This window comes from Arthrobacter sp. B1805, from assembly GCF_002929745.1.
GTDB lineage: Bacteria > Actinomycetota > Actinomycetes > Actinomycetales > Micrococcaceae > Arthrobacter_D.
Map to the genome: position 1 here is coordinate 34,745 of NZ_PJIQ01000016.1, position 20,151 is coordinate 54,895.

Consider the following 20,151-nt stretch of genomic DNA (forward strand, 5'->3'; position numbering starts at 1 on the left):
CGGTTCTCAGCGGACCAGCAGCTTCGCCGCGTGATCGATCACGGCGTCCGCGACGGCTCGCTTGGATCCCCGGACGAGTGCGGATTCGAAGCCGTCGGCGCCGAGGAGGGTGACCTCGTTCGCGTCCTCGCCGAACACGCGGTCAGAACCGACGACATTGAGCACCAGGAGATCGCAGCCCTTGCGTGCCAGCTTCGCGCGGGCATGCGTGAGGGGGTTCGCCGTCGCGTCCCCCGTCTCGGCCGCGAACCCCACGATGACCAGTGGCTCGGCTCTCCCTTCGCGGGAGAGCACTGCTTCGCGGAGCACATCCGGGTTGCGGACCAGGGTGATCACGGGATCGTTGCCGTCGTCGTCCTTCTTGATCTTGGTGGCGACCACCTCGGCCGGACGGAAATCGGCGACCGCGGCCGCCATCACGAGCACGTCCGTGGTGGGAAGCTCCCCGAGTACGGCGTCGCGCAGCTGGAGCGCCGATTCGACCCGGACGACGTCGCAGCCGACCGGTGGCGCCACCTCTGCATGCGCGAGGACGAGGGTCACGTGCGCGCCCTCGGCCAGCGCCGCTTCCGCGAGGGCCATACCCTGCTTGCCCGAGGACCGGTTGCCGAGGAAGCGCACGGGATCGAGCGCTTCGCGGGTGCCTCCGGCGGAGATCGTGACGCGCTTCCCCTGGAGGCTGCCGGGACCGCCACGGCGTGCGGCGACGGCCATCGCAGCAGCGAAGATGTCCTCCGGTTCCGGCAGCCTGCCCGGACCGGAGTCCGCACCGGTGAGCCGGCCGGACGCCGGCTCGATGATCGTGACGCCGCGCTCGCGGAGGGTCTCGACATTGGCCCGGGTGGCAGCATGCTGCCACATCTCGGTGTGCATGGCGGGCGCCATCACGACGGGGCCATGAGCCATGAGGAGCGTACCGGTCAGGAGGTCGTTCGCCAGCCCCGCAGCTGCGCGGGCCATGACGTCGGCCGTGGCGGGGGCGACGACGATGAGATCGGCCTCATGGCCCAACCGCACGTGGTTCACCTTGTCGACGTCGTCCCAGACGCTGTTGCTCACGGGGTTGCCCGAGAGAGCCTCCCAGGTGGCCGTCCCGACGAAGCGCGTGGCCGCGTCCGTCGGGATGACCGTGACGTCATGTCCGGACTCCTTGAAAAGACGGAGGAGGGATGCTGCCTTGTAGGCTGCGATCCCTCCTCCGACCCCGAGTACTATGCGCACGGGTTGCCTGTTGCCCGCTGTGCTATTCGGACTGTTCCATGGGCGATGACACGAGCATGCCCTCGTTGATCTCGCGCAGTGCGATGGAGAGCGGCTTTTCGTTCAGCTTCGTGTCGACGAGCGGACCGACGTACTCGAAAAGGCCCTCGTGGAGCTGCGAGTAGTACGCGTTGATCTGGCGGGCGCGCTTGGCACCGTAGATCACGAGGGCGTACTTCGAGTCCGAGGCCTCCAGCAGAGAGTCGATCGGCGGGTTGATGATGCCTTCGGGCTGAGTTGACACAGATTCTCCAAATATTAGGCGGAACGGCTGCTACAGGGCTTGTCAGCGCTGCAGCGGGCGCAGTCCCATCAGTGATACGAGCTCGTCTGCCGCATGCTCCACGGTGTCGTTGACGACGGTGTGGTTGAATTCCGGCTCGGCGGCAAGTTCCAGTTTAGCGGTTTCCAGCCGTTGCTGCTGTTCCTCCGGTGTTTCGGTACCGCGGCCCACGAGCCGGCGCACCATTTCCTCCCAGCTGGGAGGAGCAAGGAAGACGAAGTTCGCCTCGGGCATGGTCTCCTTGACCTGCCGCGCGCCCTGCAGATCGATTTCCAACAGGACGGTCCGCCCCTCGTCCATCGCGGCCTGGACGGTACTGCGCAGCGTGCCGTAGCGATTGCGGCCGTGGACCACGGCCCACTCCAGCAGCTGGCCCTCGGCGATGAGCTGGTCGAACTCGTCCGAGGACACGAAGAAGTAGTGCACCCCGTGCACCTCGCCAGGGCGCGGCGGGCGGGTGGTCGCCGAGACGGAGAGCCACACGTCCGGGTAGTTGTCCCGGATATAGGTCGAGACGGTGCCCTTGCCGACCGCCGTCGGGCCTGCGAGGACTGTCAGCCGGGGCTGTGACACAAAGAATTCCTTACTTGCTGGCCGGGCCAGAATGATGTTGTTCCAGGTACGCGACGAGTGCCTTGCGCTGGTGGATGCCGAGACCGCGTACGCGACGCGTCGCGGCGATGCCCACCTCCGCCATGATGGCTGCCGCACGGACGTCCCCCACGCCGGGCAGTGCCTTGAGGAGGTCCAGGACCTTGAGCCGGCCCACGGCGTCGTCCCCCTCGGGGTTCTCGATGACCTCCGCAACCGAAAGCTTACCGGTCTTCAGCCTGGACTTGATGTCCGCCCGCACCGTCCGCGCCGCCGTCGCCTTCTCGCGGGCCTGGGTTCGTTCGACATCCGTCAATGGCTTCAGACTCACTGGTGCTCCCTGCGCTGGATCGCGCCACGGATGGCGACGACCGCTCGTCGTATGAATGGGTCAAGGATCTCGGCACGGTCCCTGCGGGTGGGTGATCGGCTGGATCCGAACCTACCGGGCGCAGGGCTGCAAAATCAATGCACCCACAGCGTCATGCCAGCTCGTCCCGCGACCGCTCGGCGGCGACGCGCAGGGCGACGGGTTCGGGCCCTGCCGCAAGCACGGCGCGGCTCGACGTCGGCAGCACGAACGGCAGTGCCTCGCCGAAGGCCGACCTCAGCTCAGCCGCGCCCGCTCCCTGTGCCCCCACGCCCGGAGCCAGGATGGGCCCGTTGAGGGAGGGCAGATCGAGGCCCAGCCGCTGGGCGGCGTCACCGATGGTCGCTCCGACGACGAGCCCGACATGCCCCGGTTCCTCGCCCGCGTTCTCGGCGGCGGCGGCACGGGCGATCGACCGCGCAACGGACTCGGCGCCGCCGACGTGCTGCACCGACCGGCCTTCGGGGTTCGAGGTCAGTGCGAGGACGAACACGCCTCGTCCCGTCGCGGCAGCGAGGTCGATGGCAGGCCGAAGTGACTCGAAGCCCAGGTACGGATTCAGGGTGACTGCGTCGGCCGCGAGGGGGCTGCCCTCCCCCAGCCACGCGTCCGCGTAGGCCTGCATCGTGGAACCGATGTCGCCCCGCTTGGCATCCGCGATCGTCAGGACCCCGGCATCGGCCGCACGCGCGAGCAACGCTTCGAGGGCCGCCAGTCCACGGGCACCGTGCCGCTCGTACAGCGCCACCTGCGGCTTGACGGCCGCTGCGACGGGGCCGACGGCGTCGAGCACCGCGAGCGAGAAGTGCTCGAGCCCGGCGGCCGAGTCCTGGAGCCCCCATGCGCTGAGCAGGTTGGGATGCGGGTCGATGCCGACGCACAGGCTGCCTTTCGACGCGCGTGCCGCGGCGAGCCGCTCCCCGAATGATGCACGGGGAGCGGAGCCGGCTTCAGGAGGCATCGCGGGCTTCCGTGGACGCACGCAGGTTCGCGGCGTGTTCCTGGAGGCTCGTCACGGACCACTCGTAGGAGCGCATGGCCTCGATGGCCTGGACCGCTGCGCCCACCTCGGGGATGGTCGTGATGACGGGCAGCCCGTAGGACGTCGCTGCCGCCCGGATCTCGTACCCGTCCCCGCGGGCCTGTCCGCCCGAGGGGGTGTTGATGATCATGTCGATACCGCCCTCGGTGATGAGGTCGACGACGGTGCCCTCGCCTGCCGCGCCGGCTCCTTCGGCTACCTTGCGCACGGTCGTGGCATGGATGCCGTTGCGACGGAGCACATCGGCGGTTCCCCCGGTGGAGACGATCTCGAAGCCCAGGTCCACGAGGCGCTTCACCGGCATGATGATGGATCGCTTGTCGCGGTTCGCCACCGAGACGAAGACCTTGCCCTCGATGGGCAGGGCGGCGTTCGCCGCGGCCTGGCTCTTCGCGAATGCCGTATCGAAGTACTTGTCGATACCCATCACCTCGCCGGTGGACCGCATCTCGGGGCCGAGCAGCGAGTCGACCACAGTGCCCTCCGGCGTGCGGAAGCGGCTGAACGGCAGGACTGCCTCCTTGACGGAGACCGGTGCATCCAGCGGAAGGGATCCGCCGTCGCCCCGCGCCGGCAGCAGACCGCGCTCGCCCCGGAGCTCCGCGATGGTGACGCCGGTTCCTATGAGCGCCGCACCCTTGGCGAGCTGCACACCCGTGGCCTTCGAGACGAAGGGCACCGTGCGTGAGGCCCTGGGGTTCGCCTCGAGGACGTACAGGACGTCGGAGGCGAGGGCGAACTGGATGTTGATGAGTCCGCGCACGCCCACGCCCTCGGCGATGGCGAGGGTCGCCTCGCGGACGCGCTGCAGGACGTCGGCTCCGAGGGTGATGGGGGGCAGCACGCACGCGGAGTCACCCGAGTGGATACCGGCCTCCTCGATGTGCTCCATGATGCCGCCGAGATACATCTCCGTGCCGTCGTACAGCGCGTCGACATCGATCTCGATGGCATCCTCGAGGAATCGGTCGATCAACACGGGGTGGGCCTCGGTGATCTCCGTCGCGTTCGCGATGTACCGCGAGAGGTTCGCCTCGTCGTACACGATCTCCATGCCGCGTCCGCCGAGCACGTACGACGGACGGACGAGCACGGGATAGCCGATCTCGTCCGCGATCCTCTTCGCATCCTCGAAGGACACCGCAGTGCCGTTCTTCGGTGCGATGAGCCCGCCGGCCTCCAGTACCCGGCTGAAAGCGCCGCGGTGCTCCGCGAGGTCGATGGCCTCGGGCGAGGTGCCGAGGATCGGGATCCCGGCGTCTGCCAGCTCCTGGGCCAGCTTGAGCGGCGTCTGCCCGCCGAGCTGCACGAACACGCCGAGGACGCCGCCGGTGCGCTGCTCCGCCGCGATGACCTCCAGGACGTCCTCGAGCGTCAACGGCTCGAAGTACAGGCGAGTCGAGATGTCGTAGTCGGTGGAGACCGTCTCGGGGTTGCAGTTGATCATGACGGTCTCGTAACCGGCCTCGCGCAGTGCCATGGTGGCGTGGACGCACGAGTAGTCGAACTCGATCCCCTGGCCGATCCGGTTGGGACCGGAACCGAGGATGATGATCGACGGCTTCTCGTGCTGCTCCACCTCGTCCTCCTCGTCGTAGGACGAGTAGTGGTACGGCGTGTAGGCGGCGAACTCGGCGGCACAGGTGTCCACCGTCTTGTACACCGGCCGGATGCCGAGGGCGTGCCGCACCCCGCGCACGACGGCATCGGGAGTGGAGGTGAGAGAACCGATCTGCTCGTCCGAGAACCCGTGGCGCTTGGCGAGCCGCAGCACGTCCTCCGTCAGGTTCGGCGCCGAGCGCACCTCCTCCGCAATCTCGTTCAGCAGGACGAGCTGATCGAGGAACCATGGGTCGATGCCGGTCGCCTCGTACATGCGCTCCACGCTGGCCCCGCCGAGCAGGGCGCGCTGGACCTGCGAGAGCCGCTCGGTGGTGGGGCGCTTCGCGGCCTCGACCAGGGCGTCGACCTCGTCCGCACCCACGGGCGCGAACGACAGCTGGGAGCCCTTCTGCTCGAGCGAACGCAGCGCCTTCTGCAGGGCCTCGGTGAAGTTGCGGCCCATCGCCATGGCCTCACCCACGGACTTCATGGTGGTGGTGAGGGTCGGGTCCGCCGCGGGGAACTTCTCGAACGCGAACCGCGGCACCTTGACGACCACGTAGTCGAGCGTCGGCTCGAACGAGGCCGGCGTCTTCAGCGTGATGTCGTTCGGGATCTCGTCCAGCGTGTAGCCGAGGGAGAGCTTCGTGGCGATCTTCGCGATCGCGAAGCCGGTGGCCTTCGACGCGAGCGCCGAGGACCGCGAGACACGCGGGTTCATCTCGATGACGACGACGCGGCCCGTGCCCGGCTCGACGGCGAACTGGATGTTGCAGCCGCCGGTATCGACGCCGACCTCGCGGATGACGGCGATGGAGATGTCGCGCAGGCGCTGGTACTCGCGGTCGGTGAGCGTGAGGGCGGGCGCCACCGTGATGGAGTCCCCGGTGTGCACGCCCACGGGATCGAAGTTCTCGATGGAGCAGACGACCACGACGTTGTCGTTCTTGTCGCGCATCATCTCGAGCTCGTACTCCTTCCACCCGAGGATGCTCTCCTCGAGGAGGACCTCGCTCGTGGGGCTGTACTGCAGACCCTGCCCGACGATGCGGCGCAGGTCCTGCTCGGTGTACGCGAGACCGGAACCGAGACCGCCCATCGTGAAGGACGGACGGACCACCATGGGGTAGCCGAGGTCCTCCGCGGCCACGAGGGCCTCGTCGATGGTGTGGATGATGGCGGAGCGGGCTGATTCGGCGCCGCACCGCTCGACGACGCCCTTGAACTTCTCGCGGTCCTCGCCGAGCTCGATCGCGGCGATGTTCGCGCCGATGAGCTCGACTCCGAACTTGTCCAGCACGCCGTTCTTGTCGAGGGCGATCGCGGTGTTCAGCGCCGTCTGCCCGCCGAGGGTCGGCAGCAGCGCATCCGGGCGCTCCTTCTCGATGATCTTGGCGACGACGTCGGGCGTGATCGGCTCGACGTAGGTCGCATCGGCGAACTCGGGATCGGTCATGATCGTCGCCGGGTTGGAGTTCACGAGGATGACCCGCAGGCCCTCCTCGCGCAGGACGCGCAGCGCCTGGGTACCCGAGTAGTCGAATTCGGCGGCCTGTCCGATGACGATCGGCCCGGAGCCGATGACCAGGACGCTTGTGAGGTCGGTTCTGCGGGGCATCAGTTCTCTTCCTGCGTTGTGCTGCTCAGTTGGGTCGTGCCGTGGCGGGGCTGCGTGCCCGTCACCTTGGATCCGTGCGTGCCCAGTTCCGCCGCGGCTGCATCCGCCAGCGCTTCGGACTCCGAGCCGGCGTCGAGCGCGGAGGCTGCGACGGCGTTGCCCGCTCCCGGGTTCTGCTTCTCGGCCAGCATCAGGTCGATGAAGCGGTCGAAGAGGTACGCGGAGTCGTGGGGGCCAGCAGCGGCCTCGGGGTGGTACTGGACGGAGAATGCGGGGAGGTCAAGGCACGCCAGCCCCTCGACGACGTCGTCGTTGAGGCTCACATGGCTGACCTCGACGCGGCCGTAGCTGCCGGCCGGAGCCTCGACGGGGCCGTCCAGCGGCGCGTCGACGGCGAACCCGTGGTTCTGGGACGTGATCTCGACCTTGCCGGTGCGTCGGTCCAGGACGGGCTGGTTGATGCCGCGGTGCCCGTAGCGGAGCTTGTAGGTGCCGAAGCCGAGAGCGCGTCCCAGGATCTGGTTCCCGAAGCAGATGCCGAAGAACGGCATCCTCTCGTCGAGCACGCGGCGCAGCAGCTCCACCTGGGCATCGGCGGTCGCCGGGTCGCCCGGTCCGTTGGACATGAACACGCCGTCGGGCCGTACCGCGGCGACGTCGTCGAACGTCGCCCCGGCGGGCAGGACGACGGTCCGCACGCCGCGCTGGGCGAAGTGCTTCGGGGTCATGGCCTTGATGCCGAGGTCCAGGGCTGCGATGGTGGCCACGGTGTCACCGGTCCAGCCGTGGTCCGCGGGCTCGACGACGTATGCCTCGTCGATGCTGACCTCCTCGGCGAGGCGGGAGCCGGCCATGGACGGCTGCGCCACGACCTTCTCGACCAGCTGGTCGGCGGACAGGGACGCGTCCGCCCCGGAGAAGATACCGGCACGCATCGCTCCGCGCTCCCTGAGGTGGCGGGTGACCGCGCGCGTGTCGACGCCCTCGATGCCGACGACGCCCTGCTCGCGCAGCTGGTCGTCGAGGCTCTGCTCGGATCGCCAGTTCGACGGTCGGCGCGCGGCGTCGCGGATGATGTAGCCAGCGACCCAGATGCGCCGGGACTCGGCATCGTCCGCGTTGACCCCGGTGTTCCCGATGTGCGGTGCCGTCTGGACCACCAGCTGCCGGGCGTAGGAGGGATCGGTGATGGTCTCCTGGTACCCGGTCATGCCGGTGGCGAAGACCGCCTCGCCGAGCGCGGTGCCCTCGGCGCCGTAGGAGCGGCCGCGGAAGGTCCGGCCGTCCTCGAGCACGAGCACCGCGGGTGCCTTCGGATGGACGGGGGCCTTGGGTGAAGCGCTCACGGGTGTTCCCTACCTTCGGGTGTGGGTGGAGTTCGGTGATGTGTCGTGTCGTTCGGCTGGTGCGAGGCGTCGGCCGGCACGAGCGCCGCCACGGCGGCGACGAGTTGCGCCTTGTGCGCTGCGTGACGTGTGCGGAACCCAGTGTCGACGCGCTCGGTGCCGAGAAGCCAGGTGATTACGACGAGGCCTTCCTTCTCGACGAACTTGCCCGTCATCCCGCCGGCCAGCTGGACCGACACGAGGTCCGAGCGGGGGATGTAGACGTCGCGTTCACCGGTGCGGCGGAACACGATGCCGCCGGCGTGCACGACGGCGACGGCGTTGCCGCGAAGGCCGAGCCCGTGCACCGCGATGCGATCGAGCCAGTCCCCCGCCGTCGTCGTCGCGACGTACTGGCCCTCGGCCTCGTAGAGGACGGCGCCGGGGTCGGCAGGCGGAGCGACCGGCTCCGGGACATGACCCTGCCGTCGCAACCGGTTGCGCCAGCCGAGCGCCATGAGGGCGATGATCACGACGATGATGCCCAGGGTCAGGGCGACCCAGCCTAGATAGTCCATGCGGGCACATCCTGCGTCGGCGCGGCTCCCGCGGCAGCCGGACGGGGCGTGGCGAGGCGACCGTCGAGCACGGTCGCGTGCCCGGCGTAGAAGGTGGCCCGGACACTGCCCGGCAGCTCCAGCCCGCGGAACGGGCTGTTGCGGCCTTTGGTCGCCATCGTGGAGGGGTCGACGGTCCAGCGTGCAGCCGGATCGACGAGGATCAGGTTCGCGGGTTCGCCTGCCGCGAGAGGACGGCCCTGGTGTTCGAGCCGCCCGATCCGGGCCGGGGTCACGGAGGTGACGCGGGCGAAGCCCTCCCAGTCCAGCATGCCGGTCTCCACCATGGTGTGCTGCACGACGGACAGTGCGGTCTCGAGGCCCGTCATGCCCATCGCGGCCTGCGCCCACTCGCACTCCTTGTGCTCGCTCGGGTGGGGCGCGTGGTCGGTACCGACGACGTCGATCGTGCCGTCGGCCAGCGCCTCGCGCAGGGCGTGGACGTCCTCGGAGGTGCGTAGCGGCGGGTTCACCTTGTACACCGGGTCGTAGCTGCGGACGAGCTCGTCGGTCAGGAGCAGGTGGTGCGGCGTGACCTCGGCCGTGACGTCGATGCCGCGAGCCTTGGCCCAGCGGATGATCTCGACCGATCCGGCCGTGGAGACATGGCAGACGTGCAACCGCGACCCGACGTGCTGGGCGAGCAGGACGTCGCGCGCGATGATGCTCTCCTCGGCGACCGCCGGCCACCCGGTGAGCCCTAGCACCGCGGAGACCTCGCCCTCGTTCATCTGGGCACCCTCGGTGAGCCGCGGCTCCTGGGCATGCTGGGCGATGACGCCGTCGAACGCCTTGACGTATTCGAGGGCGCGGCGCATGAGGACCGGATCATGGACGCAGATGCCGTCGTCGGAGAAGACGCGCACGGCGGCCCTGGATTCCGCCATGGCACCGAGTTCGGCGAGGCGCTCCCCACCGAGGCCCACCGTCACCGCCCCCACGGGCCGGACCTCGACCCAGCCCGAGGCCAGGCCGAGGCGGTACACCTGCTCCACCACTCCTGCGGTGTCCGCGACGGGCGAGCTGTTGGCCATGGCGTGCACCGCGGTGAAGCCCCCGAGAGCCGCAGCCCGGGACCCGGTCTCGACCGTCTCGGCGTCCTCTCGGCCCGGCTCGCGAAGATGGGTGTGGAGGTCCACCATCCCTGGGAGAGCGACGAGCCCTTCGGCGTCCACTGCAGTCACCCCCGCGGACGCCCCGGCGTCCTCACCGAGGGCGACGATTCGTCCGCCCCGTACGAGGATGTCCTGGCTCGGGCCGCCGAGGATCGAGGCGCCCCGGATGAGGTATTCGGTGGTCGTGCTGGCGTCGGTGGTCACGGGTGCGTGCCTTCCCGGGTGGTGTCTGGCGTGGTTCGGGTGCCGTTGCCGGCGGGGACGTCGGTGGCGTCGTCCTTGGCGTCGGCCTGCTCGTCGTCCTGCTCGTCGTCCTGCTCGTCATGGTGGTCGCCGGAGAGCAGGAGGTAGAGCGCCGCCATGCGCACGGATACGCCGTTACGGACCTGCGCGAGGACGGTGGAGCGCGGGGAGTCCGCCGCTGCGGACGAGATTTCCAGCCCGCGGTTCATCGGCCCGGGGTGCATGATCACCGTGTCGTCCAGGCCCATCGTGTCGAGCAGTGCGAGGCGCCCGTCGTCGAAGCCCCAGCGTCGCGAGTACTCCCGCGTCGACGGGAAGAACGCTGCGTTCATGCGCTCGGCCTGAAGCCGAAGCATCATCACGGCGTCGGGCCGCTGCGCGAGTGCCTCGTCGAGGTTGTAGTACACGGTGCAGGGCCAGGATCCGACTCCCACCGGGAGCAGCGTGGGCGGGCCCGCGAGCAGCACCTCCGCACCGAGGGTGGTCAGGAGCCAGACGTTGGAGCGTGCGACCCGGGAATGCAGGACGTCGCCGACGATCAGGACCTTCATGCCGGCCAGCGTGGTGCCGGCGGAGGGGTTCCCGCCCAGCCGCGCCCAGTGGCGCCGGAGCGTGAAGGCGTCCAGCAGCGCCTGCGTGGGGTGCTCGTGCGTGCCGTCACCGGCATTGACCACGGCGGCGTCGATCCAGCCCGATGCGGCCAGACGCGCCGGTGCGCCGGACGCGGGGTGGCGGATGACGACGGCGTCCGCGCTCATCGCCTCGAGGGTCTGCGCTGTGTCCTTCAGGGATTCACCCTTCGACACCGAGGAACCCTTGACGGCGAAGTTGATGACGTCCGCGGACAGTCGCTTCGCCGCTGCCTCGAACGAGATGCGCGTGCGGGTGGAATCCTCGAAGAACAGGTTGACGACGGTGCGTCCGCGCAGGGCCGGCAGTTTCTTGATCTCCCGTTGGCCCACCGCGGCCATCTCCTCGGCGACGTCCAGCAGTCGCAGCGCGTTCCGGGCCGAGAGGTCCTGCGTGCTGAGGAGGTGCTTCACGGACGGTCCTCGATGACGACCTCGTTGACCGCGGAACCGCCGATCAGGTCGATCTCCGCGAGGTGGACGCGCACGCGTTCGCGGGACGACGTCGGCAGGTTCTTGCCGACGTGGTCGGCACGGATCGGCAACTCACGATGGCCCCGGTCCACGAGGACGGCCAGGCGGACGATGCGTGGTCGACCCAGGTCCGCCAGCGCGTCGAGCGCCGCCCGGATGGTGCGCCCCGAGTAGAGGACGTCGTCGACGAGCACCACCACCTTGTCGTCGATGCCCGACGGCGGCAGCTGCGTCGCGAGCGGCGAACGGGTCGGATTGCGCCGGAGGTCGTCACGGTACATCGTGACGTCGAGCTGGCCGGTGATGAGATCGGGATCGACGCTTTCGTCGACGGCAGCGATCTTCTGGGCGAGCCGCTGCGCGAGGGGGAAGCCCCTGCGGGGAATGCCGAGGAGGACGAGGTCACGGGACCCCTTGTTCGCCTCGAGGATCTCGTGGGCGATGCGCGTGAGTGCGCGGTCGATATCTGCTTCTGCGAGAACAACGCGCTTGTGGATGCCGGAATCCGGGGCAGGCACAGTCATAACACGCTTCCTCCTTCCCCGCCTCACTGGACGGAATTTAAAGGCTGGTTGCAGCGTCAAAACTATCACAGCGCCGCTTGCCCCTAGGGTTGCACCATGGCTATGAACAACCAGGGAGCGGGGCCGGGCGGCTCCCAGTGGAACAGTGCACAGGGCTTCGGACACCATCCGGCGAACGACTTCCAGCCGCAGCAGCACCAGGGCTGGTGGGGACACACGACAGCACGGGAGCACCACCCGACGCCCGCCCGCACCAGCGGTCATCCGTTCCAGCCCGTCTGGAACCAGCCGCCTCCGCGGCGCCGGGGCGTGCTCAACGTCATACTGGTCATCGTCGCGGCGCTGGTCGTCGCGGGCGTCCTCCTGCTGCTCTCCCTGTCACTGGGGCCGTCCGCCTTCCTGCTCTGCGGAATCCTCGCCCTCGTACCCCTCGGCATCTGCCTGCTCGGCCTGCGCTGGATCGACCGGTGGGACCCGGAGCCCCGCGGCGCCCTGCTCTTCGCGTTCCTCTGGGGTGCGGGGGCCTCGGTCGTCGTCACCCTGCTGCTCGGGACCTACGTGGTGGAACTGCTCGGCAGCGCCCTGACCACGACGTCGCCCGACGTGATCGGACCGGTGCTCCAGGCGCCGCTGGTCGAGGAGTTCGCCAAGGGTCTCGGCGTGCTGATCCTCGTCTACACGCGACGGAGCCACTTCGACGGTCCCGTCGACGGCATCGTCTACGCCGGGACGGTGGCGGCAGGGTTCGCCTTCACCGAGAACATCCTGTACTTCGGATCGGCCGTCGTCGAATCCGGCAACGCCGGCGCCCTCGTCAGCGTCTTCATCCTCCGGGGCCTGTTCTCCCCGTTCGCCCACGTCATGTTCACGTCGCTCCTCGGGTTCGTACTGGGCTACGCGCTGAGCCGCGGGGGCGGGAATGCCCGCATCCTCGTGGCCTTCGTCCTCGGACTCGTCCCCGCGATCGCCGGGCACATGCTGTGGAACGGCGGAACGCTCGTGCTGTTCCACAACTTCTTCCTCTTCTACCTCGTGGTCCAGGTGCCGCTCTTCATCGCCGCCGTGATCGCCGTCGTCCTCCTTCGCCGCTCGGAGCGCCGGCTCACCGAGGCGCGGCTGGGCGACTACGCCCACGCAGGGTGGTTCACGCCGGAGGAGGTCCGCATGCTGGCCACCCGTCCGGGCCGCTCACAGGCGCTCGCCTGGGCGCAGTCCGTCGGCGCCAAGCAGGACATGCACGCCTTCATTCGCACGGGCGCGCGCATCGCCTACACGAGGCAGCGCATGCTGGGCGGGCGGCGCGACGCCGACTATGCCGCGGAGGAGCGGACGCTGCTGGAGGAAGCGACGCAGCGACGGGCACGGATCTTCCAGCTGGCCTCGTCCGCGCGCTGAGGACCGGGGCGAGCCGGTCCCACTGGGGCCCGTCGCACGTTCCGGCGCAGGACAGTCGCGCGTTCCGACGCGGGCTCGTCGCGCGTTCCGGCGCAGGACCGTCGCCCGTTCCAACGCGGGCTCGTCGCGCCTTCCGACGCCATGGACTTAGCGCGGGGCGGAAACAGGAACTCCAACACCGCCCGAGAACGCAAGAGGCTCCCGGAGTCCGTCCTGTCGACGGACCACGGGAGCCTGTGAGGTTCTGGCGGGTGGCGCTCCTGTACGAGTGCTGGTTCCCGGAGGAGAGAAGCCCTAGGCGAGCAGCGTCGGCTTGAGCTGCTGGAGCCTGCCCAGGAGTCCGTTGACGAACTTCGGCGACTCGTCCGTGGAGAGCATCTTCGCCAGTTCCACTGCTTCGCTGACCGCGACTCCGTCGGGAACGTCGTCGTTGTACAGGAGTTCCCAACCGCCGATGCGCAGGATCATCAGGTCGACGGCGGGCATGCGGTCGAGCGTCCAGCCCTGCGAGTACGTGCTCAGGAACTCGTCGATCTGCTGTTGGTGCGACAGTACGCCCTCCACGATGTCCACCGTGTAGTCGGCGATGACCATGTCGGTCTTCTCCCGGCGCGCTCGGATGACCTCGAGGGCAGGCACGTCACGCTGCTCCGACTCGAAGAGGATGTCCAGGGCCCGACGGCGGGCCTTGCTGCGTGCGCTCACTCGTTGACGCGTCCCAGGTATTCGCCCGTCCGGGTATCGACCTTGACCTTCGTGCCGGTGCCGAGGAACAGGGGAACCTGGATCTCGTGCCCGGTCTCCACCGTGGCGGGCTTCGTGCCGCCCGTGGAGCGGTCGCCCTGCAGGCCGGGTTCGGTGTAGGTGATCTCCAGCGTCACCGAAGCGGGGAGCTCGACGTAGAGGGGCGAACCCTCGTGCATCGCGATGGTCGCCATCTGGCTCTCGAGCATGAAGTTGGCGGCGTTGCCGACCGTCTTGCCGGGCACCGTGAGCTGGTCGTAGTCAGTGGTGTCCATGAAGACGAAGTCCTCGCCGTCCTTGTACAGGTACTGGTAGTCGCGACGGTCGACCGTGGCCGTCTCGATCTTCAGGCCCGCGTTGAAGGTCTTGTCGACCACCTTGCCCGAGAGGATGTTGCGAAGCTTGGTGCGGACGAATGCTCCACCCTTGCCAGGCTTGACGTGCTGAAATTCGAGGACGTTCCAGAGGTTGCCTTCGAGCTTCAGCACAGTGCCGTTCTTGATGTCGTTCGTGGTCGCCACAGATTCACTTTCGTCGGTTTCGCGGATGGATTGGCCGGCCGGGGCACAGCGGGCGCGCGGAGGCGCACTAAAGTCCGTCAACCAGTCTACCCTGCGCGGTACGGATGCCGTGGCTGATCACGACTCAGCAGGATCATCGACGGCAGCTCAGGAGGCGATCTCCTGGTAGGCGGCGAACAGGAGCGAGGTGTCCGGGACCTCGAGCATGCCCGGCCGGCCTATCCCGTCGAGCACGACGAAACGCAGGAGATCGCCCCTCGACTTCTTGTCGCGGCGCATGCCGTCGAGCAGCGCTGCCCAGCGATCACGCCGATAGGTCACGGGAAGGCCGAGTGACTCGAGGATGTTCCTGTGGCGGTCGGCCTCACCGTCGCTGAGGCGCCCGACCATGCGGGAGAGCTCGGCTGCGAACACCAGACCGACCGAGACAGCCGCGCCATGGCGCCAGGAGTACCGCTCCGCGAGCTCGATGGCGTGCGCGAGCGTGTGGCCGTAGTTGAGGTACTCGCGGCGGCCGGACTCACGCAGGTCCTCCGAGACGACGTCCGCCTTCACCCGGACGGCGCGCTCCACGAGGTCCCGCAGCACGGACGACGACGCATCGGTGGCTGCCGCTGTGTCCTGCTCGATGAGGTCGAGGATCGCCGGGTCGGCGATGAAACCGCATTTCACGACCTCGGCGAGTCCGGTCACCAATTCGTTCTTCGGCAGCGTGCCGAGTGCGTCGAGGTCGGCGAGGACGGCCGCCGGTGGATGGAAGGCCCCGACCAGGTTCTTGCCCTCGGCGGTGTTGATGCCAGTTTTTCCACCCACCGCGGCGTCGACCATGCCGAGCAGGCTCGTGGGCAGGTGGACGACCCGTACCCCACGGAGCCACGTTGCTGCGACGAATCCTCCGAGGTCCGTCACGGCCCCGCCTCCGACGGTGACGACGGCATCCGACCGCGTGAAGTCGTTCTGGCCGAGGACCTGCCAGCAGAAGGCGGCCACCTGGATGTGCTTGCCCTCCTCCGCGTCCGGGATCTCGGCGGTGACGGCGGTGAACCCGGCGTCCGCCAGCTCGTCGCGCACGGTGTCACCAGTGGCCCTCAGCGCCCGCGGGTGGATGACCAGGACGCGGCGCACGCGCTCCCCGAGGATGGCCGGGAGCCTGCCGAGGAGGCCCTGCCCGACGACGACGTCGTAGGTGTTCTCGGTGGTGGTCCCGGTGACCGGGATGATGGTCGCTTCGTCAGTCGCTTCGTCAGTCATGGTGGTTCGTCCCGCTTTCGTCGTTCAGGTCGGTCGGTGGAGCGTCCGCGGTGCTCCTGGAGTGCCTGCCGTCGCCGGCGAGGGCGAGGAGGACGGCTTCGCACGCCTCGCGTACGGAGAGACCGCGGGTGTCGACGACGATGGATGCCAGCGCGGCGTACAGCGGGCGTCGCTCGTCGTACAGCTCCTGCCAGCGCTCCTCGGCTCCTCCGTCGAGCAGGGGCCGACCGGTGTCGCCGCTGATGCGCGGCCGAATGGTGTCGATATCGATGTCGAGGAACACCACGGTTGCTCGTTCGAGCAGTTTCCGGGTACCCGGGTGCAGCACGGCCCCGCCACCGAGCGAGACGACGACGTCGTCCTCCGCCAGCGCCTCACGGATCACCTCTGCCTCGAGCTTCCGAAAGGCCTCCTCACCCTGCTGGGCGAAGATCGTGCTGATGGCACCGTGCCGCTCGACGATCACGCGGTCGGAGTCGATGAGGCGGGTGCCCGTGCGGTGCGCGAGCGTCCGGCCGACCGCGGACTTCCCGACCGCCATCGGACCGACAAGGACCACGGGACCGTTCCGATCCATCAGGTTCCGACGGAGTCCAGGAACTCCGGGATGCTCTCGAGGTAGCTCCTCATGTTTCGGGCGGTCTCCGCGAGGGAGTCCCCACCGAACTTCTCGGTGACGGCTTCGGCCAGCACCAGGGCGGTCATGGCTTCCGCAACCACGCCCGCTGCCGGAACCGCGCAGACGTCGGACCGCTGGTGGTGTGCGCGTGCTGCTGCGCCCGTGCTCACGTCCACGGTGCGCAGCGCGCGGGGAACAGTTGCGATGGGTTTCATGGCCGCTCGGACGCGCAGGGCGTCGCCGATGCTCATGCCGCCCTCGATTCCGCCGGCCCGGTTGCTGGCGCGCACGATCTTGCCGTCGTCGTTCCGCAGGATCTCGTCGTGCGCTGCGGTGCCGCGGCGAGCCGCCGTCGCGAAGCCGTCACCGACCTCCACGCCCTTGATGGCCTGGATCCCCATGAGGGCCGCGGCGAGCCGGGAATCGAGCCGGCGGTCCCAGTGCACGTAGCTGCCGAGTCCCGGCGGCAGTCCGTAGGCGATGACCTCGACGACGCCGCCGAGGGTCTCGCCTTCCTTGTGGGCGGCGTCGACCTCGGCCACCATCGCATCCGACGTGTCCCGGTGGAAGCAGCGCAGGGGGTCGGTGTCGAGCGCTATGACGTCGCTCGGTCGCGGCAACGGCGCGTCCTCCGGAACGGACACGGAGGCGATGGACACCGTGTGACTGACGAGGCGGATCCCGAGGCCTTCGAGGAACTTCGCTGCGACCGTTCCGAGGGCCACGCGGGTGGCCGTCTCCCGGGCACTCGCGCGTTCCAGGACAGGTCGAGCCTCACCGAAACCGTACTTCTGCATCCCGGTGAAGTCCGCGTGGCCGGGACGCGGACGCGTGAGTGGTGCGTTGCGTGCCGAGGCTGCGAGTTCCGCGGCGTCGTCCGCCCCCAGCGGATCGGCGGACATGATCTTGTCCCACTTGGGCCACTCGGTATTGGCGACCTCGATGGCCACGGGGCCGCCCTGGGTGAGCCCGTGGCGGACGCCGCCGATGATGCGCACCTGGTCCTGCTCGAACTTCATGCGGGCTCCGCGTCCGTAGCCGAGCCGACGGCGCGCCAGCCCTTCCTGGATGTCGGCACTCGTGACACCCACTCCGGCGGGCATGCCCTCGATGATCCCGACCACGGCCGGACCGTGGGATTCTCCTGCCGTCAACCAACGCAACATGGTTTCCATACTGCCATGCGGCACCGCAGGCTTCAGCGCCGGGGCACACCCACTGCGTCACACATCACGTTTAACACGCCGGCACGGTCCTGGGGCGTATCCGGGAAGAACAGTCGGACCTGTTCCACCGCCTGGTGGAGCAGCATGTCGAGCCCCGGCACGATGGTTCCTCCCGCACTGCTGAACGCCGCGGCGATGGCGCTCGGCCACGGATCGTACGCGACGTCGAGGAGCGTTCCCTGCGTCCGGAACCCTGAGTCGACGAGCTCGCCGGCCAGAGGGTCCGCCGCGCGCGGCGGCAGCGTCGAGATCACCACGTCGGCGGACTGCACCGCCGCACCGGCGCTGCGCCATTCGACCAGGTCGACGTCCAGGCCCAGCTCCGCACCGATCCGGCCGAGGCCTGCAGATGCTTCGGGACGACGAACCACAACGCGTGCGGAGGACGCTCCGAGGCGGGCGAGCCCCGCGATGGCTGCAGCGGCAGTTCCACCACCACCGAGCACCACCGCGCGTTCCGCTGTGTCCACCCCGGCGCCGATCAGCGCGTTGGCGACGCCGACGACGTCGGTGTTGTGACCGGTGAGGACGCAGCCGCCGCCGTCGTCCTCCACGACCACGGTATTGACGACGCCGAGCACCTGCGAAAGGTGATCGGAGTGGTCGACGAGACGCGCCATGGCCGACTTCAGGGGCATGGTCACCGACAGGCCCCGCCAGTGCGGTGACGACCGGACATCACGGACGAAGGCGTCCAGGGACTCCTCGTCGACCTCGATCGCGCTGTAGGAGCAGTCGACGTCCAGCAGCCGGTATGCGGCCGCGTGCAGCAACGGCGATTTCGAATGGCCGATCGGTGAGCCGATCACGGCGGCCCGGAACACCCGGGCCGCCGTGGGATCCGGCGAGGGCACCTACTCGCACCGTCCGGGATTGTCCGCGCACCATGCGTCGTACTCGGCCACGTAGCGCAGGTGCTCCGCGTAGGTCTCGGAGAACTTGGTCTCGGCGGTGTCGAGGTTGACGGTCACCCAGAAGTAGAACGGCACGTCCGCCGGATTGACCGTCGCGTCGATCGCCTCGTCGCTGGGGGAACCGATGGGACCCTTGGGCAGGCCGGGATTGGCGAAGGTGTTGTACGGATTCGAGGTATCCGCCTTTTCCGCCTCGCTCAGCTGATACGTCCGCTTGCCGAGCCCATAGGCCACGGTGGCGTCCGACTGCAGGAGACCGTTGGTCTCGGTGTTCCCCGGTGTGAGCCTGTTGTTGATCGCGCCGGCGACCGAGGCGTAATCTCCCTCGCCTGCTTCGGCCTGCACGATGCTCGCGATCGTCAGGATCTCGTACTGTCGGTTCGGATCGGTGACACCGTCCTCCAGCAGCCGGTCGGTCGTTGCCTTCACCATCTCGGAGATGATGTCCGTGGCGGTCGCCTCTACATCGAACCGGTACTCCCCCGGGTGCAGGTAGCCCTCGAGCGAGAGAGCCTGCGGCGGGAGGCCGAACTGCGTCGGCGCTGCGGCCAGCGCATCGAACTCGGCCCGAGGTATGCCGGTCGATCTGCTGAGGATGTCGAAGACCTCACCCTGCCGGAGGTCGCGGGCGACGGCGGCGTAGGAAACCAGCGAGGGATCCTCTCCCAGGAGGGACTCGGCCGCCTGTGCGGCGGACATCTGGAGGCGCATCTCGTACTCGCCCGGCTGGACCTCACGGCCCTCGGAGATGGCGGCCAGCGCCGTGACGAACGTACCGGAGTCCGCGACGATGTCCGCGTCCTCGAGCCCGCTGCCGATGGCGAGGGGACCTGCGCCCTCCGGCACCGTGAAAACGGTCTCGTCCCCTCCCGGCCCCGCGTAGTCGGTGACGTCGTTCAGGCCCAGGAGGTCGCGCAGCATGAGCGCCACGCCGAACACCGTTCCGGCGAACAGGAGGAGGACGACCAGCATGACGACGGTACGGCGGAGACGCCTTCGTCGCTTGGCCTTCGACGGCTGCCGACGCCGGCGGCGACGAGGAACGTCCTGCGCCACGAAGAACTCCTCGACGGGCTCGGGATGGTCATAGCCCTCATCCTCGTAGTGAGCGTCGACGGCACGCTGCTCTTCGGAGTCATGGGGGTCTGCGGAATGACGGACGCGGTTGCTCACGACTCCGCTCCCCTTCTGCTCGACGAACTGTCCTTGATAACTGGCTCCTCTGTAGGGGTCAGCAGCGGGCCTTGATCACCCTCTGCCTCGCGCACAGGAACCGGATCCCCCACGTCCCGTCCACGTGAACGTTGCATGTCGATGGCGTGCTGGAGTATTTCAACGGCAGCCACCTGATCCACTACCTTACGATGGTCCCGGCTACTCAGACCAGCGGAATGCAGGGAACGGTGAGCCGACACCGTACTCAGCCGCTCGTCGACAAGCCGTAGGGACAACGTCAGGCCCTGGCGATGAAGTTCCCCGGCGATCAGTCCGGCATAGCTTCTCGCCATCTCTGCCGAGGCTCCTTCCCTCCCGCTGAGCTGCTTGGGCAGCCCCACGATGATCTGCACCGCGCCGCGCTCGACCGCTTCCCGGATCAGGATCCTGATATCGCTGTTCTTCTTCGCGTCACGCTTGAGCGTCCGGATCGGCGTGGCAAGCAGGCCGTCCCGGTCGCTGCCGGCAAGCCCCACCCTTACCTGTCCGACGTCGACACCGAGCTTCGGTCCGAGGGGGTACGGTGTACCGCCCGGCGTGCCGGGCGTCGCCGTGTCATCGCCCGACATGGCA

The 20,151-nt window shown here is 68.7% G+C and carries 20 protein-coding genes; 1 reads left to right on the forward strand and 19 read right to left on the reverse strand.

What is annotated here, in order from left to right; translation table 11 throughout:
* Window positions 1-6 precede the first annotated feature (6 nt).
* From coaBC to pyrR, 11 genes are all read right to left on the reverse strand, one after another.
* Window positions 7-1,221, reverse strand: coding sequence for a bifunctional phosphopantothenoylcysteine decarboxylase/phosphopantothenate--cysteine ligase CoaBC (gene coaBC / locus CXQ96_RS15240; protein ID WP_104118862.1), 1,215 nt, complete (start codon window positions 1,219-1,221; stop codon window positions 7-9).
* A gap of 22 nt (window positions 1,222-1,243) precedes the next feature.
* Window positions 1,244-1,504, reverse strand: coding sequence for a DNA-directed RNA polymerase subunit omega (rpoZ, locus tag CXQ96_RS15245; protein ID WP_055771293.1), 261 nt, complete (start codon window positions 1,502-1,504; stop codon window positions 1,244-1,246).
* A gap of 42 nt (window positions 1,505-1,546) precedes the next feature.
* On the reverse strand, window positions 1,547-2,116 hold the full coding sequence (gene gmk, locus CXQ96_RS15250) for a guanylate kinase (RefSeq protein ID WP_104118863.1): 570 nt from the start codon (window positions 2,114-2,116) through the stop codon (window positions 1,547-1,549).
* Window positions 2,117-2,126: 10 nt separating this feature from the next.
* Window positions 2,127-2,465 (reverse strand): integration host factor, actinobacterial type, encoded by a 339-nt coding sequence (gene mihF / locus CXQ96_RS15255; RefSeq protein ID WP_104118864.1) that lies wholly within the window; start codon window positions 2,463-2,465, stop codon window positions 2,127-2,129.
* Window positions 2,466-2,616: 151 nt separating this feature from the next.
* Window positions 2,617-3,465, reverse strand: coding sequence for an orotidine-5'-phosphate decarboxylase (gene pyrF / locus CXQ96_RS15260; RefSeq protein WP_104118865.1), 849 nt, complete (start codon window positions 3,463-3,465; stop codon window positions 2,617-2,619).
* On the reverse strand, window positions 3,455-6,766 hold the full coding sequence (gene carB / locus CXQ96_RS15265) for a carbamoyl-phosphate synthase large subunit (RefSeq protein ID WP_104118866.1): 3,312 nt from the start codon (window positions 6,764-6,766) through the stop codon (window positions 3,455-3,457). The genes pyrF and carB overlap by 11 nt, the downstream gene beginning before the upstream one ends.
* Window positions 6,766-8,112 carry a glutamine-hydrolyzing carbamoyl-phosphate synthase small subunit gene (gene carA, locus CXQ96_RS15270; RefSeq protein WP_104118867.1) on the reverse strand — a complete coding sequence of 449 codons (1,347 nt, stop codon included), beginning with the start codon at window positions 8,110-8,112 and terminating at the stop codon, window positions 6,766-6,768. Before carA ends, carB begins: the two co-directional genes overlap by 1 nt.
* Window positions 8,109-8,669 (reverse strand): hypothetical protein, encoded by a 561-nt coding sequence (locus CXQ96_RS15275; RefSeq protein ID WP_258059149.1) that lies wholly within the window; start codon window positions 8,667-8,669, stop codon window positions 8,109-8,111. The genes carA and CXQ96_RS15275 overlap by 4 nt, the downstream gene beginning before the upstream one ends.
* Window positions 8,657-10,027 carry a dihydroorotase gene (locus CXQ96_RS15280; protein ID WP_104118868.1) on the reverse strand — a complete coding sequence of 457 codons (1,371 nt, stop codon included), beginning with the start codon at window positions 10,025-10,027 and terminating at the stop codon, window positions 8,657-8,659. The genes CXQ96_RS15275 and CXQ96_RS15280 overlap by 13 nt, the downstream gene beginning before the upstream one ends.
* On the reverse strand, window positions 10,024-11,109 hold the full coding sequence (locus CXQ96_RS15285) for an aspartate carbamoyltransferase catalytic subunit (RefSeq protein ID WP_104118869.1): 1,086 nt from the start codon (window positions 11,107-11,109) through the stop codon (window positions 10,024-10,026). The genes CXQ96_RS15280 and CXQ96_RS15285 overlap by 4 nt, the downstream gene beginning before the upstream one ends.
* The gene (gene pyrR / locus CXQ96_RS15290; protein ID WP_104118870.1) at window positions 11,106-11,693 is read right to left on the reverse strand and encodes a bifunctional pyr operon transcriptional regulator/uracil phosphoribosyltransferase PyrR; all 588 of its coding nucleotides are present in this window, start codon (window positions 11,691-11,693) and stop codon (window positions 11,106-11,108) included. The genes CXQ96_RS15285 and pyrR overlap by 4 nt, the downstream gene beginning before the upstream one ends.
* 96 nt (window positions 11,694-11,789) lie before the next feature.
* Here pyrR and CXQ96_RS15295 point away from each other — a divergent pair, with 96 nt between their 5' ends.
* Window positions 11,790-13,088, forward strand: a complete 1,299-nt coding sequence (locus CXQ96_RS15295; RefSeq protein ID WP_104118871.1) for a PrsW family intramembrane metalloprotease — start codon at window positions 11,790-11,792, stop codon at window positions 13,086-13,088.
* Between the two features lie 294 nt (window positions 13,089-13,382).
* On the opposite strand, the gene nusB is transcribed toward CXQ96_RS15295, so the two are convergent.
* The 8 genes from nusB to ruvX all read right to left on the reverse strand — a co-directional run bounded on the left by nusB (window position 13,383) and on the right by ruvX (window position 20,147).
* Window positions 13,383-13,793: a transcription antitermination factor NusB gene (gene nusB, locus CXQ96_RS15300; protein WP_104118872.1), complete on the reverse strand. Its 411-nt coding sequence runs from the start codon at window positions 13,791-13,793 to the stop codon at window positions 13,383-13,385.
* The gene (gene efp / locus CXQ96_RS15305) at window positions 13,790-14,353 is read right to left on the reverse strand and encodes an elongation factor P (RefSeq protein WP_104118873.1); all 564 of its coding nucleotides are present in this window, start codon (window positions 14,351-14,353) and stop codon (window positions 13,790-13,792) included. The genes nusB and efp overlap by 4 nt, the downstream gene beginning before the upstream one ends.
* A gap of 147 nt (window positions 14,354-14,500) precedes the next feature.
* Window positions 14,501-15,604: a 3-dehydroquinate synthase gene (aroB, locus tag CXQ96_RS15310; protein WP_104118874.1), complete on the reverse strand. Its 1,104-nt coding sequence runs from the start codon at window positions 15,602-15,604 to the stop codon at window positions 14,501-14,503.
* The gene (locus CXQ96_RS15315) at window positions 15,597-16,181 is read right to left on the reverse strand and encodes a shikimate kinase (RefSeq protein ID WP_104118875.1); all 585 of its coding nucleotides are present in this window, start codon (window positions 16,179-16,181) and stop codon (window positions 15,597-15,599) included. The genes aroB and CXQ96_RS15315 overlap by 8 nt, the downstream gene beginning before the upstream one ends.
* The gene (aroC, locus tag CXQ96_RS15320; RefSeq protein ID WP_104118876.1) at window positions 16,181-17,389 is read right to left on the reverse strand and encodes a chorismate synthase; all 1,209 of its coding nucleotides are present in this window, start codon (window positions 17,387-17,389) and stop codon (window positions 16,181-16,183) included. The genes CXQ96_RS15315 and aroC overlap by 1 nt, the downstream gene beginning before the upstream one ends.
* A 32-nt stretch (window positions 17,390-17,421) precedes the next feature.
* The gene (locus tag CXQ96_RS15325) at window positions 17,422-18,303 is read right to left on the reverse strand and encodes a shikimate dehydrogenase (protein WP_258059150.1); all 882 of its coding nucleotides are present in this window, start codon (window positions 18,301-18,303) and stop codon (window positions 17,422-17,424) included.
* Window positions 18,304-19,536, reverse strand: a complete 1,233-nt coding sequence (mltG, locus tag CXQ96_RS15330) for an endolytic transglycosylase MltG (protein WP_104118877.1) — start codon at window positions 19,534-19,536, stop codon at window positions 18,304-18,306. It lies immediately after the preceding gene.
* Window positions 19,533-20,147 carry a Holliday junction resolvase RuvX gene (ruvX, locus tag CXQ96_RS15335; protein ID WP_104118878.1) on the reverse strand — a complete coding sequence of 205 codons (615 nt, stop codon included), beginning with the start codon at window positions 20,145-20,147 and terminating at the stop codon, window positions 19,533-19,535. The genes mltG and ruvX overlap by 4 nt, the downstream gene beginning before the upstream one ends.
* Window positions 20,148-20,151: the final 4 nt, after the last annotated feature.